The sequence below is a fragment of the Gordonia soli NBRC 108243 genome, from assembly GCF_000334455.1.
GTDB lineage: Bacteria > Actinomycetota > Actinomycetes > Mycobacteriales > Mycobacteriaceae > Gordonia > Gordonia soli.
Genome location: NZ_BANX01000016.1, coordinates 44,579 through 59,936, shown reverse-complemented (window position 1 = coordinate 59,936; position 15,358 = coordinate 44,579). Strand labels below are relative to the sequence as shown.

The following is a 15,358-nucleotide window of genomic DNA, read 5'->3' as shown; positions in this document are numbered from 1 at the left end:
TGACGTATCGCGTCTCATGTCTGTATAGATGAGGGTGTGACTCAGCACACGTACGCAGATCAATGTGTCCGTGATTGCACGAGTTCGAGCCGCCACTCGACAGAGCCCGACCGGTTGGTCCGAGGCAGATAGACCGGCCGCGTCAGCGGATCGGCCGCCGAGAGAAGCAGGAGAAGGTGTGATGGGCGCAGTAGCGCTTGGCACAGGTCGCGCATTGCCGCGGACGACGACAGGGTTGCGGAAGCTCGCAGCCGGTGTCCTCGACAGGTTCATCCGGAGCATCGACACCCTGGGACGGTCGGCACGTCTGGCCGCGGACGTCTTCCGGTTCTCGGTGACCGACTCCGTTGCCCTCCGCCTGCCGGTCGGCGAGGTGGTCGAGCAGATGTGGAAGTTGTTCAAGGTGACCGCGCTCCCGGCGCTGCTGATGGCTGTTCCCATCGGCGCCGAGGTGTCCGTCCAGGTGGGCGGCGTGATGGACCAGGTAGGGGCCAATTCGCTCGCCGGCGCGGCAAGTGGACTCGGTGTGGTCGGGCAGGGAGCTCCGATGGCGGCCGGTCTCCTGATGAGTGGTGCCGCCGCCTCCGCGATCGCGTCGGACCTCGGCGCGAGATCGATCCGCGAGGAGATCGAGGCCATGCGGGTGATGGGAGTCAATCCGATCCAGCGGCTGATCGTACCTCGGTTCCTGGCCATGCTCATGATCGCGCCGGCGCTGTGCATCATCATCATCGCATCGGGCGTCGCTGCCGGCCTGGCCATCTCGGCCAATGTCAACGACGTCGTGCCGGCCAGCTTCTGGCAGTCGTTCGGCGCATTCGCGACGCCGACCGATCTCGCCTTCTCGATGCTGAAGGCCGTGTTGTTCGCCATCCTCGTCGTCGTGATCGCCAGTCTGCGTGGACTCGAGGCAAAAGGCGGACCGAAGGGCGTCGCGAACGCGGTGAATGCATCGGTGGTGTTGAGCGTCTTCTGCATCTTCATGACGAACCTCATGGTCAGCCAGTTGCAGACCATGTTCTTCCCGCCCAGGCTGGCGTGATCATGGTGGCGCTCAACAGCACCGGGACGCGTGGTGGTGTGGTGACGCGGGGGATCCAGGCGATCGGCCGTGGACTGCTCGGCATCGCGATGGAGATCGGTCAGATCGTCGTCTTCGTGTGGAAGACCGTGGTCCTGCTTCCGACGACCATCCGTCACTATCGCAAGCAGACCGCCAAGACCATGAACGACATGGCCTGGGGAAGCGGCTCTCTCATCGTCGACGGCGGCGTGGTGAGTCTGATGTTCTTTCTCGGAGTCGCGGTCGGTGCGGTGGTGGCCATCCAGGCGTTCATGGCCTTCGACCTACTCGGGTTCGGAGCCTTGACCGGGATCATCGGTTCGTTCGGCAACATCCGGGTCATCGCACCCATAATCACGGGGATCGGGTTCGCCGCCCAGGCCGGGTGCCGGATGACGGCGGAGATCGGTTCCATGCGCATCTCGGAAGAGATCGACGCGACGGAATCCATGGGGCTGCGGGCCATCCCGTTCGTGGTGGGCACACGATTGGTCGGCGGCATGCTGGTCGTCCTGCCCAGCTACCTGATGGCACTGGTGGTCAGCTTCTTCACCGGTGGCCTGATCATCAAGCTGTTCCATGAGCAACCTTCCGGCACGTATGACCACTACTTCGCGCAATTCGTGACATTGCCTGATCTGATCGCCTCAGTTGTCAAGGCACTCATCTTCTGTGCTGTGGTGACCGTGATCCATTGCTACTACGGATATTTCGCGAACGGCGGGCCGGCCGGAGTCGGCTCGGCATCGGGTCGGGCCATCCGCGCCAGCCTGGTTGCCATCGTCGTTCTGAACTTCGTCATGACCGTCGCGATCTGGGGTCTGAACCCCGAATTGCCTTTCCGAGGATGACATGACCAGACATACCAGTCAGGACTTCATCCGCGGTGATCTCCGCGGGCAGTTGCGGACGCTCGGCCTGGTGGGAGGGGTGTCCATCCTCGTCATGGCGCTCGTGATCGCCGTCATCTGGGTGGTCTACCCGAGAGCCACGGCGCCCGAGGGCACCGACGTCGCGTTGGTGGTTCCCGCCCTGGGGCCCGGGGTCAAGGTGGGATCCAAAGTGCTCCTGCGCGGTTCGGAGGTCGGCGAGGTCACCGACGTGTCGTCGCCGCGTGCCGGGGACGTGCGGGTCGATGTGGTGCTCACGGACTCGGCGACCTCTGTGCTCACCGATTCGTTCGACGTCGACTTCCGGCCGGAGAACTACTTCGGGATCACCGCGGTCAATCTGATCGCGAAGCCCGGCGGCACGCCGCTCACCGACGGGCAGGTCGTGGCCCGGGACTCGTCGCCGGACTTCACCATGTCGACCATGCTCGAGCAGGGATCGCTGGTCGTCGACGGCACACTCACCAAGGACATGATCGCCAGCCTGGACGAGGTCATCCGCTACGCCGACGGCCTCGCTCCGCTCATCAGATCGAGCATCATCGTCGCGGACTCGATCGCGAAGACGCAGAAGCACCTGCCCAGCACCTTGATCCGACGCGCGAACAACGTCCTGACCGAGTTCCCGTCCTTCAATCGGGGGGTCATGGACGCACTCTTCTCGATAACCGAGAGTCCCTACAACAAACTGCCGGACGGCTCGCGGGGGGTGGACGAGGCTTTCCACACCGAGACCGACAAGGCCCTGGAGATCGCCTCGAGCGACCTCTTCGGTAAGGCGGGCGCACTGCTGGCGTCCCACGATCGTGAACTGACGCCGTTGACAACTCTTCTCGAAAAGCTCGCAGATCCGTTGCCCGGCGTGATCGGCGGAGGGGTGACCATGGACAAGACGATCTCTCTGATCGACGGCCTCGAGTCCGCATTCGACGGCGACGAGAAGCAGCGCACCCTGAAGCTCCGGATCGTCCTCGACTCGATGCCGGGCGTTGCGGGCCCACTGGCCCAGATGGGTGTCACACAGCGACAGGCGCGAGGAGGACGCTGAGATGACACAGAGAACCCGAACCATCGTGTCCGCGTTGAAGGTCATCGCCGTCGCGGCGATCACCGTGCTGCTGTTCATCCTCGTCATCAACGCGATGAAGAACCCGGTCGAGGGCAAGACCAACTCGTACACAGCGGATTTCACCGACGCCTCCGGACTCAACGTCAACGGAGACGTCCGGATGAAAGGCATGCGGATCGGCAAGGTGACCGCAGTCGATCTGACGGAGGCCGGCGGGCGTCCGGTGGCACGAGTCGGATTCACCATGGACGACGGACACCGCCTGACCGAGAACACCGCGCTGGCGATCAAGTACCAGAATCTGACGGGCGTGCGGTACGTCGATGTCGCCGACCCCAAGAACCCCGGACGCGAGGTGGAATCCCTGCCGGCGGACAAGACGACACCGTCGTTCGACATCACCGAGCTGTTCAACGGTCTGCAGCCAGTGCTGAGCACGATGAACACCGAGCAGGTCAACGAGTTCAGCGAGAACGCGATCTCGCTTCTCCAGGGTGACGGCGCCGGACTGGCTCCCATGTTGGACAACGCTCAGCGGCTGGCCTCGTTCGCCAGCGACCGCCAGTCGGTCATCGAGACGTTGATGAAGAACATGGGGCGGATCGCGGACTCGATGGGCGGCCGCTCGCAGTACGTGATCCAGTTCCTGGAAGCGGTCAACGTCCCGATCAGCAACGCGATGACCGTCCTCGAGGAGTTCCCCAAGACGGCGACCTATGGACCCGCGTTGCTCGAGCCCATCGAACAGATCCTCAAGTCACTCGGTGTGAGCCCGGATCTCGACGTCAACGTACTGCTGAAAGCGACCTTTCATTCGATGACCGATGCCCTGAACTCCTTCAAGCTGATGCCGAGCGCGCTTGCCGGACTGAAGCTCTCTCAATCCGGGTCGGATACGTCGAAGCGATGCAGCCGCGGGCCGGCGCAACTCCCGACCGACGTCCGGGTGCTCCTGAACGGAAGTGGGGTCGTGCTGTGCGCGAAGTAGGGCAACGCAGCGCCGGCAGCCGACTGAGATCGGCGTGGGGCGATGATCGGGTCCTGGGGGCCGTCGTCGTCCTGGTCACCGTCGCGATCCTCGCGACGTTCGGGATCCTCTACCTGCGTCCGGCCGCTCAGAAGACCATCGCCTTCGAGACCACCGACGCCTCTGCGATCACGACAGGTCAGGACGTCCGTGTGGCAGGTATCAGCATCGGTAAGGTCACCGATCTCACCATGGAGCCGAACCGGGTCCGGGTGTCGATGCGTGTCGACGAGTCGATGGCGATCGGCGACCAGTCCCGGGTCGAGGTGCGCATGCTGACCCCGGTGGGCGGATACGCGATCACGCTGGTCCCCCTCGGTGAGAAGTCCTCCGGGGCCGATCCGGTGATCCCGAGTGAGCGTGTGTCGGTTCCGTATTCGATCGGTGACGTGCTCCAGAGTGCTCCGACCGTCACCGACGAGGTCGACGCCGTCGACGTGAATGCGAACCTCGCACAGGTCGCAGGAGCGCTGCGGGCGAACTCGACATCGCTCCGATCGATCGTGGACGGAATGAATGCGGTGACCGGTGTCTTCGACCGGCAGCGCACCCAGGTCCACCGGATCGCCGCACTGGCAAGCGAATACCTGCGCGACTTCAACGCCAACCGTGAGTTCGTGTTCGATCTGATCCGCAAGATCGATGTGGTCGTGACCACGTATCACAACAACTCGGCAGGCTTCAACTACACCTACTATCTGCTCGGGATGGTGCTCTCGCGGTTGCAACCGTTCATGAAGTTCTACCTGCAGAACAGCGACCTCGTCCGGACCAACATCTACGCGCTCCGGGATGCGATCACCGAGATGCAGAAGCACATGGGACCTGCGCTCGACAATCTTGTCGCGATGCGCGATCAGTTGGCGAAATGGCTGACTCCGAAGGGCATTCGCGAGGTCGGAGGTGGCACCCTCCTCGCTTCCGACGTGTGCGTGCCCATCGCTGGACGGGAGTGTTGAGATGGCATCGAGAATGAAACCGGCTGCGCTGGCGGCGATCGGTGTGGTGGTCATCGTGGCCATCGGTGCCACACTCGGACTCGGGATGACCGGCGCGGCGGATCGTACGGGGGGAGTGTCCACGACTGGAGGCAACGGATTCTGTGCCGACATGTCCGACGCAGTGGGGTTGTATGTCGGGAACCCGGTGACCCAGATGGGGCTTCAGGTCGGGACGGTCAGCCGTATCGACAACGCGGGCGATCACGTCCGGATCACCTTCGACCTCGATGACGGCCGGGCATATCCGGCGGACGTGCAGGCGGTGACCCGTTCGAAGTCGCTGTTGGCCGATCGAAGTCTCGAACTCGTCGGCAACTACACCTCCGGCCCCACCCTCGAGCAGGGGCGGTGCATCGATCGGAAGCACTCGCACACCCCGAAGAGCATCTCCGAGGTGACGGGCTCGGCCTCGGACTTCATCAAGAACCTGACCGATGCCGACAGCGGTGACGTGGGCGGCACGATCGCGGGCCTGGACAAGGCGTTGGCAGGGACGGGACCTGACGCCGCCAACATGTTCCGGCATGCCGCCGCGGCGTCGGCCGATCCGGATCAGTTCATCGCGGACATCGGGGCGTCGATCGCCAACATGGCCCCGCTCACCGACAACGCACTGCGGCAATGGGATCAGATCATGTCGATCCTCAACCAGATGCCCTCGATCGCAGGCCTCGGAACGGAACTGTTCGGATTCGTGTCCAAGTTCGACCGGGGTGTCGGTTGGACCGTCGCGACGATCTACGACATCCAGCGCAACTATGGGTCGATCCTGTGGCCTCTGGTCCACGGGCCGGTGAAGGACCTCATCTCGTTGGCTGCAGCGCGGGCTCCCGATCTCCAGAAGCTCTACGGCACGGTTCCGGCGGTCTCCGCGGCACTGCGGCAACAGACCAACGCAGCAGGCGGGCTGTCGGTTCCTTACCGTGCGCCGGGGGTCCAGGTGAGCGCTGCGCAATGCCGGGCGCTCGGACCTGCGTGTTCGACGACGGGTCGGACCAACACGGTCAATCTGTTCTCGCTCATCGTGCAGAAGGCAGGTGTCCGATGATGATCACGAGGATCTCGTCACGGATCTGGGGATGTGTGATCGTGCTCGTCTCGCTGGTGGTGGTGACCGGATGTTCGTTCGGTCCGAACGATCTGCCGTCGGTTCGGGCCGGAGTCAGCAGCGACTTCGAGGTCACCTTGCAATTCGACAGCGTCCTGAACCTTCCGTCCGGAGCCGACGTCATGATGAACGGTCTGCGGGTCGGACAGGTCAAGTCCACTCGCGTCACCGCCGACGGGGTCGATGTCACCGTCGGTCTGTCGGCGGACGCGAGAGTGCCTGCGGACACCACCGCCATCATCAGACAGAACACACTGCTCGGTGACACATACCTGGCGTTCACCCCACCGGCTCGAGATGTCGGACAGTCGGGTCACCTCACCGCCGGTGCCTTCGTGCCCAGGGCACGGACGACTTCACCGCCTCAGCTCGAGGACACGATCGCGGTGCTGGCCTACTTCGTCAACGGCGGCAGCATCCAGAAGGTGCAGGACACCATGGCGACTCTCAACAAGACGATGCCTGCACTTCGTGACGTGCGGAGGATGGCGGCGACAGTCGCCACGGATCTCGGCGATCTCGCCGACCAGACCTCGGAGATCGACCGTCTGCTCGTCGGTCTCGACCGGACGTCGACGTCATTCCAGGATCGCGCTGCCGAGATCGCGGGAGTGTTCGGAGAGCAAGGGGCGTACTACTGGAAGCGCGTCGCCAACTCGGTCGTCGCCCATATCAGTACGCTGCTGCCCTCGGTCGGGTCGATCTTCATCGGCGGTGTGTGGCTCATCCCGATGCTGAAGTCCATCGCCCGCACCACCGAGGCCGGACGTGGGATGTGGGACAAGGCGCCGGCGACCGCCACCCGCGTGTCGGACTTCCTCCGGACGACGGTCTTGCCGTTCGCCGAGAGACCATCGGTGAATGTCACCTCCGTGCGCACCGGTTCCGGTGACCAGCTCATCGGGGACGCCACCACCCTGCTGAGGATGCTGGGAGCTGTCCGATGATCACCAAGACCCGTGTGTCGGGGCTGGCGATGGTGGTCCTCGCAGCGCTGTCGATCGCCTACATCATGAGCGTCGGACTGCACGTGCGCACCCCCGACGAGCGTGCCGCTGACCTGACCGTGCCCGACACCAACGGTCTGATACCTGGATCTCGAGTTCTGTTGCGAGGCATCGAGATCGGACACGTCGTCGGTCTGGAACAGACTGCACGCGGAGTTCAGGTGCAGCTGAGTTACGCCGAGAACGAGCGGATCCCGGTGGACAGTGACTTCCGCGTGGACAACCTCTCTGCGCTCGGTGAGGCCTACGTCTCGGTGTCGCCCAACTCTGCCGACGGTCCGTATCTCGACGATCACGCCAGCGTCGACCCTGCTCGCGTGTCCGTCCCGACGACCTTCAAGGAGCTGTCCGAGCGTCTCACGGTCCTCCTGGAGCAGACCGATTCCGATGCCGTGCGACGTATCTTCGGGACGCTGGACGAAGGGTTGCCAGACGGGGTCCAGGTGCTCGGAGATCTGAATCGAGCCGGCACCCTGCTGTCGGGCGAGTTGACCCGGCAGTCGGACACGTTGATCACGCTGCTCAGCACGATGCAGCCTCTCCTGATGCGTTCGGGACGGATCCCTGCACTGCTGCAGGCCACATCACCGCAGATGCCTGCGTTCGGCGACGGATTCCGTGAACTGCTGGCCTCGGTCCGCGACGCGACGGTCACGGGTCCGCTCCTCGCCGGTATCCGCGACGGTGCGAGCCCTCTGTTCACCGAACTGCAGAAGTTCCTGGACCAGAACTCGGCTGATCTGAACGTCATCGGAGTGAACCTGCTACCGGCGGCCCAGTCCGGGGCGGCATCGTTGCGCACAGTCGACTTCGGACGGCTGCTCGACCGCGCGCTGGCTGCGACGACACCGAGAGGGGCTCTCACCGTGAGGGTCCCGGGAGGAGGACCGTGATGGCCGATCCCGACAAGGAGCGAGCCGAGCAGAGCGAGTCACCAGAACCTCTACGGAAGGAGGTCGACGCGATGTCGACCGTTACAACCAAGTCCGCGACAACCGAGAATCCGGCCGAATCGGATCACCAGGGCCCGACCGAGGACGACGCGGTGACCGGTTCACCCGCGAACGAATCCGTCGACACGGCGCAGTCAACCGGGACCACCGGTCGCTGGAAGGCCTTCGCCGGTCGCTCGATCTCGACGCGGGCAGTGCTCGTCGCGGGTGTGACAGTGGTGGTGGTCGCGGTCATCGGCGTGCTCGGTTGGCAATTGGCGGCTGCGAAGTCAGAGGTCAGTGATCTGAACGCGGCGAGTTCCGACCGTCAGCAGGCTGAGAAGGTCGCGCTGGACTATGCGACCGGCGCGGCTCAGATGAGCTACGAGAACCCGGCGGACTGGCGTACCCGGTTGACCAAGGGCACGACGCCGGAGCTGGGTGATCGCCTGGAGAAGGCGTCGACGTCGATGGAGCAGCTCATCAAGCCGCTCCAATGGAGTTCGACTGCGGAACCCATCGCTGCCAAGGTCGAGTCCGACGCCGGTGGTGTCTACCAGGTGCAGGCGTTCGTCAATGTGTTCACAAAGAACGCGCAAGCACCGGACGGGATCGAATCCACCGCCACATACAAGATGACCATCGACAAGAACAACGACTGGGTGATCACCGACATCTCGGGTATCGGTTCGTCGTTCGGCGGGCAGCAGGGTCCGCGATGACGGGCAGATCCTCCCGGACAGCGGACACGGCTATGACGAAGGGACGAATCAGTGGGTGTTGAGGTCAGTGTCGAGGGGCTCACCAAGTCGTTCGGTTCGCAGAACATCTGGCGTGACGTCTCGCTGACCTTGCCGTCGGGAGAGGTCAGCGCTCTGCTGGGTCCGTCGGGTACCGGTAAGTCGGTGTTTCTCAAGACCTTGATCGGGTTGCTGCATCCCGAGCAGGGGTCGGTGATCATCGATGGCACTGACATCACCAAGTGTTCGTCCAAGGAGCTCTACGAGATCCGTAAGTTGTTCGGTGTGCTGTTCCAGGATGGTGCGCTGTTCGGTTCGATGAGTTTGTACGACAACATCGCCTTCCCGCTTCGTGAGCACACGAAGAAGAAGGAAGACAATATTCGCGACATCGTGATGGAGAAGATCGACCTGGTCGGTCTGACCGGTGCCGAGGACAAGCTGCCCGGTGAGATCTCCGGTGGTATGCGTAAGCGTGCGGGTCTGGCGCGTGCGTTGGTGCTCGATCCGGAGATCATTCTGTGTGATGAGCCGGACTCCGGTCTGGATCCGGTGCGTACTGCTTACATCTCGCAGTTGTTGATCGATATCAATGCGCAGATCGACGCGACGATCCTGATCGTGACGCACAACATCAACATCGCCCGGACGATCCCGGACAACATCGGCATGCTGTTCCGTAAGGAGTTGGTGATGTTCGGTCCGCGCGAGGTGTTGTTGACCTCTGAGCAGCCGGTGGTCAAGCAGTTCCTCTCCGGCGATCGTTTCGGTCCGATCGGCATGTCCGAGGAGAAGGACTTCGCGGTCGCCGAGCAGGAGGCACAGATGCAGGCTGCGGGGATCTCAGGTGGCGGCACGAAGGACGACTTCTCCGAGATCATCCCGCAGGTGCAGCCCAATCCCGGCCAGCCCGAGCGCAAGGCCATCGAGCGCCACAGACGACGGGTCGTGGAGTTGCTGCCGACACTACCGGCCAACGCTCGAGAGGCCGTCGAGCGCGGAATGGCGGAGGAGGACCGGATTCGCGCCGACAATCGAAGTCGCGACGAATTCGGTTTCGGCGCCGACGCTCCCACGGCACCGCTGAAGGTGGTCGCGGGACAAACGGCCACTGATCACTGAACCGCCGACAGGACCGGGAGACACGATGGCGCGCGGGCGGACGACGGGTCGAGCGCGTCCCGGACCTGTCGCAGGGTGATGTCGTAGATGGCCGAGCTCGACCACGGACGAGGCTCGACAGGACCTAGTAAACCTAATAAGCTTAGATTAAATGTCGGTGAGATCGTCACCGGCGGAATCGAAAACCCACAGCTTGAGGATTTACGTGACCTTTGTCGTGACACAGAACTGCTGCAACGACGCCACCTGCGTGGAGGTCTGTCCGGTCAACTGCATCCACCCGGCGCCGGGTGAGGACGGGTACGCGACAGCCGAGATGCTCTACATCGATCCGGATGTGTGCATCGATTGCGGAGCGTGTGCCGACGTCTGCCCCGTGGGGGCGATCTCGTCCGACGACGAGCTCGAGGGGCTGGACGTGCGTTATCTCGAAGTGAACGCCGAACACTATGCACGGTCGCCGGTGACCCCGCCTGTGCCGACGGAGGCCAGGTCCAGTCGGCCGATCGCCTCGATTCGGCCACCGGAACCCGTTCTGCGCGTCGCCATCATCGGTAGTGGCCCCTCGGCGTGCTATGCGGCAGAGGAATTGCTGTCGAACCGAGACGTCGCAGCCGAGGTCACGATCATCGAGCGACTCCCGTTCGTCGGTGGACTGGTGAGATACGGCGTGGCGCCCGACCATTCGCGGACGAAGTCGATCGATCGATCTTTCGAACGAACCTTGCGACGTCCGGGCGTGACACTTCACCTCGGGGTCGAAATCGGCTCCGACATCGGTCTCGACGAAGTCGTGGCGCATCATCATGCCGTGATCGTCGCCGCCGGCGCGGCCGATGATCGGCGCATGGGGATACCAGGAGAGGACCTTCCCGGAGTCCACTCGGCACGGGACGTCGTGGCTTGGTACAACGGCCATCCCGATCACGCACACCGGGCTCCCGATCTGTCTGGACCGCGGGCGATGGTGCTCGGAAACGGGAACGTGGCGTTGGACGTCGCCCGCATGCTGATCTCCCGGCCGGACGATCTGCGGCGCACCGACATGGCCGACCACGCGCTCGAGGCTCTGGAGGACAGCGGGATCCGTGAGGTCGTGCTGGTGGGTCGACGCGGCGCAGAGTTCGCTGCATGCACCACCCCGGAGCTGCTCGGTCTGAAGTCGCTCCGCGGGGTGGATGTGGTGGTGGCAGATGAGGTTCCGGTGGGCCAGGCATCTCCCCTCAAGACCCGGATTCTGGCAGAGTTCGCGGCTCGCGAACCACGCCACGATCGCCGGATCGTGTTCCGGTTCGGCGCCTCTCCGAGTGTCGTCAGGGGTTCGGATCGTGCGACCGGGGTCGGGTTCGTGTCCGCAGGCGGGAACGAGCCCCTCGAGATCGACTGCGGACTGGTGGTGCGGTCCATAGGTTATCGAGGTGCCGCTTTCGACGGGCTGCCGTTCGACGACGTCACCGGGACCGTCTCGAACGAGGACGGCCGAGTGGTCGCCGCGCCTGGTGGCCGTCGCATCCCGGGTCTGTACACCGCCGGGTGGCTCAAGCGTGGACCGACGGGCGTGATCGGGACGAACCGTTTCTGCGCACGCGAGACGGTCTCCGCGCTCATCGAGGACCGTCGCGCCGGTGCCCTCCCCAGCCCGCTGGGCGACGCGAGTGGCTTCGAGGAGCTGGTGCGGACTCGGAACCCGCAATCACTTGACGCCGAGGATTGGTTCGCGATCGACAAGTACGAACGATTCGAGGGGCGTCGACAGGGGCGACCGCGCGTCAAGGTGGTCGATCGAGCCGATGCCGTCGCGTTGGCGAGATCCCGGTGACATCGATGACGGGCGTTGCGATACGCCCGTTCCTCTGCGGACCAGGGGACACGCGAACCCACTACCGAGAAAGAGGCCTCGTATGCCGATCGATCCCAGGACACCGGTACTCGTCGGGGGCGGACAGGTCGATGAAAGTGATGGCGGTGTGGAACCGGTCGACCTGATCGCGCGGGCGGCGCGCGCCGCGGCAGAGGAGGCGGGCTCGGCGCGTCTGCTGGAGATGGTGGATTCCATCCGCATCGTGGGCCTGCTGTCATGGCGGTACCGCGACCCCGGCGCGCTGGTCGCCGAGCGGATCGGCGCGCGGCCGCGTCGATCGGGATACACCGGCAACGGCGGTAGCACCCCGCAGGTACTGGTCAACGTCGCCGCCGAGGAGATCGCGTCCGGTGTCGCCGACGTCGTCCTGATCGGTGGCGCCGAGTCGTGGCGTACCCGGATGAGACTGCGCGCACGAGGGGAGCGGCCGGCGTGGTCGCGTCAGGACGAATCGGTCGAGCCCGCGGACATCGTCGTACCCGATGTCCCGATGGAAGCGGAGAGTGAGCGACGGATCGGTCTGGATCGCCCGTCGTTCGTCTACCCACTCTTCGAGCAGGCGCTGCGAATCCGCGCCGGCCACACGATCACCGAGCACGCCGCCGTGCTCGGTGATCTGTGGGCGCGGTTCAGTGTGGTTGCCGCTGCCAATCCCCATGCGTGGCTGCGCCAGGAGTTCACGCCTGAAGAGCTCACGACCCCGTCGGACTCCAATCGCATGATCGCGACGCCATATCCGAAGTTGTTGAACTCCAACAACATGGTCGATCAAGGGGCGGCGCTGTTGATGTGTTCGGTCGAGACCGCGACTCGTCTGCAGATCCCGCGCTCGACGTGGGTCTTCCCGCAGTCGGGGACCGAGTCGCACGACACCTCGGCCATCGCCGAGCGGGCAGCTCTCGACCGCTCTCCCGCGATCCGCCACGGAGGCCGGGAGGCGTTGGCCCTCGCGGGTGTCGGGATCGACGACGTCGAACACGTCGACGTGTACTCATGTTTCCCGTCCGCGGTGCAGGTCGCCGCGGGCGAACTCGGGCTCTCCACAGACGATCCGGCTCGCCCGCTCACGTGCACCGGCGGGTTGACCTTCGCAGGGGGGCCGTGGAACAACTACTCTACGCACGCCATCGCCACCGTCGCGTCGCGCCTACGAGCCTCTCCGGGCAGTTACGGGCTGGTCACTGCCAACAGCGGGTACCTGACCAAACATGCCTTCGGCGTCTACCGGACCGAACCTCCCGCGCGCGGATTCCGACGTCTCGACGTCCAACACCTCGTCGACCGTGAGCCGACCGTCCGGGCGCTCAACTCCTATGTGGGACAGGCGGTGATCGAGTCGTGGACCGTCGCCCACGACCGGACGGGCGCCCCGGAGCGGGCGTTCGTCGCCGTTCGCACACCGGACGGCGCCAGGGCGCTGGCGGTGATCACCTCCACGTCCGGGCTCGCCGCGCTGAGTCGCACGGACGTCGCCGGGCAGCCCGTCGACGTCCGCGCCGATGGTTCGGCAGACCTGCGTTGACCGGATTAATCTAATGGCGTAAGTTTTAATGCACAGATGGCGTTTCTTCGCCGTCACCAGGAGGAGTCACGCAGTGTCTGAGATCGACGAATTCCGGGCCCGTTACGAGAGCCACGTCAGGCGCGTTGTGTCCGGAGACATGAAAGCTGCCGTGGCAGACATGGTCCCGGACGCGGTGCCGGCAGTGTTCGAGGGGGTCGACGTGCCCCGGGGCGCGGTCGACGACTTCGAGATCGTCGGAGTCCGGCCGGACGGGGATCGGATGGTCGGTGAGGCGGTCTACATCTCGGCCGAGCGATCCATCGGGCTCCGCTCGTATTGGGTCCGGTACGACGACGATTGGCGTGCAGCGGCTCTGGAGAACTTCCCGACCACATCAAGGGATCGACGGTGACCGTCGCGGTCCCGTGGGGACCCGCTGCGGACGGCCACGATCGGCCGTACTGGGACGGGCTGTCGACCGGGGAGCTCATGCTCCAACGGTGCCGTACATGTGACACGTGGATCTGGGGGCCCCAGGTCATCTGCGCGACGTGTCATGGATTCGATCTCGCCTGGGAGCAAGTCGATCCCGTGGGGATCGTCTTCAGCTGGACCCGCAGCTGGTATCCGTACATCGAGGAACTGGGCGACAAGATCCCGTACATCAGTGTACTTGTCGAGTTGCCGCACGCGGGCGGGCGGCGGCTCCTGGGCTTGTTCGTGGACGACGGTGAGGACACGCCGCGGATCGGGGAGCCGGTTGTCGGCTTCTTCGAGCAGCCCGAGGGAGAGCCCTGGACTCTCCTGCGCTGGCACCGACCGGTTGCCGAGCACGAGGGGAAGCTGGGATGAGCGTGTCCATGCGGGGTGCCGCCGCGGTGGTCGGAGTGTCGGAGAAGCACTACAAGCGCGGCCGGTCACCCCACAACGAACAACGCATGACGATAGAGGCCGTTCTCGACGCCTGCGAGGACGCCGGGGTGTCGCCTCGTGACATCGACGGCTTCGTCTCGTACGCGGGCGGTTCCAACGACGGTCCGATCCTCGGTGCCGCCTTGATGATCGACGAGTTGCGCTGGTCGAACATGATGTGGGGGGGTGGTGGCGGCAGCGTCGCTGCCGCGATCATCAACGCCGCGACGGCCATCGCCACCGGACAGGCGGAGACGGTGGTCGTCTATCGCGCGATGTCGCAGGCCGACACCGGACGGCTCGGCTACGCCAAGTATCACTACGGCTCCCATTTCTTGGCACACGGTGTCGGTTCCCCGGCTCAGATCTGTGCGATGCGCACCCAGCGGATGCTGGAGCACGATGGCGTTCCCAGGTCTGCGATGCGGTCGCTCGTTCTCGCCGCATATGCTCACGCGCAGAACAATCCGACGGCTCAGGGGCACGGACGGCCGTTGGATGAAGAGGCGTACGAGGACTCGCGCCTCATCGCCGAGCCGTTCCATCTGTACGACTGTTCGCGAGAGAGTGACGGGGCGGTGGCCCTGGTCCTGGTGTCGGCCGACAGGGCTCGCGGGCTCCGTGCCGATCCGGCCTACCTCCTGGCGGGCGCGCAGGGGGCACCCGGCGGATATTGCGAACGGATCGACAACGATCAGCAGTACTCCACAGCCGGCTTCGGCCCGGCGAACAACAACAAACCAGGTGTGGCAGAACGTCTCTGGTCGCAGTCAGGATTCGGCCCCGACGACGTCGACGTCGTGCAGGTGTACGAGAACTTCAGCGGACCTGCGCTGGCGGCGCTGATCGACCATCGGCTGTGCCCACCCGGCGCGGCGGCGGGCAGTGTGATGACGGTGGAGAACCTCACCGCGCCACACGGGAAGCTCCCGATCAACACCAGCGGTGGAAATCTCGCCGACGCATTCGTCAACGGACTCAACCTCGCCGTCGAGGCGGTCCGACAGATACGCGGCACCTCCACCAACCAGGTCACGGACGCGCGGACGTCGCTGTTCATCGGTGGCCCGATGGCCCCGCTCGTGAGCTCGGTTCTCTTCGGTCACGCCGACACCCTGTAAC

General features: G+C 64.6%; 15 protein-coding genes. All 15 read left to right on the top strand.

The window, feature by feature from the left end; all coding sequences use genetic code 11:
- Positions 1-181: 181 nt before the first annotated feature.
- Positions 182-1,042 (top strand): ABC transporter permease, encoded by an 861-nt coding sequence (locus GS4_RS11595; RefSeq protein ID WP_007620714.1) that lies wholly within the window; start codon positions 182-184, stop codon positions 1,040-1,042.
- A gap of 89 nt (positions 1,043-1,131) precedes the next feature.
- Positions 1,132-1,914, top strand: coding sequence for an MlaE family ABC transporter permease (locus tag GS4_RS11590; protein WP_157226606.1), 783 nt, complete (start codon positions 1,132-1,134; stop codon positions 1,912-1,914).
- A gap of 1 nt (position 1,915) precedes the next feature.
- Entirely contained in the window at positions 1,916-3,001 is a 1,086-nt protein-coding gene (locus GS4_RS11585; RefSeq protein ID WP_007620710.1) for an MlaD family protein, read from the top strand.
- 1 nt (position 3,002) lies between these two features.
- The gene (locus tag GS4_RS11580) at positions 3,003-4,010 is read left to right on the top strand and encodes an MlaD family protein (RefSeq protein WP_007620705.1); all 1,008 of its coding nucleotides are present in this window, start codon (positions 3,003-3,005) and stop codon (positions 4,008-4,010) included.
- Complete coding sequence (locus GS4_RS11575; RefSeq protein WP_007620703.1) at positions 3,998-5,008, top strand: MlaD family protein; 1,011 nt, start codon at positions 3,998-4,000, stop codon at positions 5,006-5,008. Before GS4_RS11580 ends, GS4_RS11575 begins: the two co-directional genes overlap by 13 nt.
- 1 nt (position 5,009) lies before the next feature.
- Entirely contained in the window at positions 5,010-6,098 is a 1,089-nt protein-coding gene (locus tag GS4_RS11570) for an MlaD family protein (RefSeq protein WP_157226598.1), read from the top strand.
- Positions 6,098-7,105 (top strand): MlaD family protein, encoded by a 1,008-nt coding sequence (locus GS4_RS11565; RefSeq protein ID WP_040510314.1) that lies wholly within the window; start codon positions 6,098-6,100, stop codon positions 7,103-7,105. Before GS4_RS11570 ends, GS4_RS11565 begins: the two co-directional genes overlap by 1 nt.
- Positions 7,102-8,058 (top strand): MlaD family protein, encoded by a 957-nt coding sequence (locus GS4_RS11560; RefSeq protein ID WP_007620700.1) that lies wholly within the window; start codon positions 7,102-7,104, stop codon positions 8,056-8,058. The genes GS4_RS11565 and GS4_RS11560 overlap by 4 nt, the downstream gene beginning before the upstream one ends.
- A complete protein-coding gene (locus GS4_RS11555) occupies positions 8,058-8,819 on the top strand; it encodes a hypothetical protein (RefSeq protein WP_007620699.1) in 762 nt (253 codons plus the stop codon). Before GS4_RS11560 ends, GS4_RS11555 begins: the two co-directional genes overlap by 1 nt.
- Positions 8,820-8,870: 51 nt before the next feature.
- Positions 8,871-9,959 carry an ABC transporter ATP-binding protein gene (locus GS4_RS11550; RefSeq protein WP_007620698.1) on the top strand — a complete coding sequence of 363 codons (1,089 nt, stop codon included), beginning with the start codon at positions 8,871-8,873 and terminating at the stop codon, positions 9,957-9,959.
- 205 nt (positions 9,960-10,164) lie between these two features.
- A complete protein-coding gene (locus tag GS4_RS11545) occupies positions 10,165-11,778 on the top strand; it encodes an FAD-dependent oxidoreductase (RefSeq protein ID WP_040510313.1) in 1,614 nt (537 codons plus the stop codon).
- Between the two features lie 82 nt (positions 11,779-11,860).
- On the top strand, positions 11,861-13,342 hold the full coding sequence (locus GS4_RS11540; RefSeq protein ID WP_007620693.1) for an acetyl-CoA acetyltransferase: 1,482 nt from the start codon (positions 11,861-11,863) through the stop codon (positions 13,340-13,342).
- A gap of 73 nt (positions 13,343-13,415) precedes the next feature.
- Positions 13,416-13,736, top strand: coding sequence for a hypothetical protein (locus tag GS4_RS11535; protein WP_007620692.1), 321 nt, complete (start codon positions 13,416-13,418; stop codon positions 13,734-13,736).
- The gene (locus GS4_RS11530) at positions 13,733-14,176 is read left to right on the top strand and encodes a Zn-ribbon domain-containing OB-fold protein (protein ID WP_007620691.1); all 444 of its coding nucleotides are present in this window, start codon (positions 13,733-13,735) and stop codon (positions 14,174-14,176) included. Before GS4_RS11535 ends, GS4_RS11530 begins: the two co-directional genes overlap by 4 nt.
- Positions 14,173-15,357: a thiolase C-terminal domain-containing protein gene (locus tag GS4_RS11525; protein ID WP_007620690.1), complete on the top strand. Its 1,185-nt coding sequence runs from the start codon at positions 14,173-14,175 to the stop codon at positions 15,355-15,357. The genes GS4_RS11530 and GS4_RS11525 overlap by 4 nt, the downstream gene beginning before the upstream one ends.
- Position 15,358: the final 1 nt, after the last annotated feature.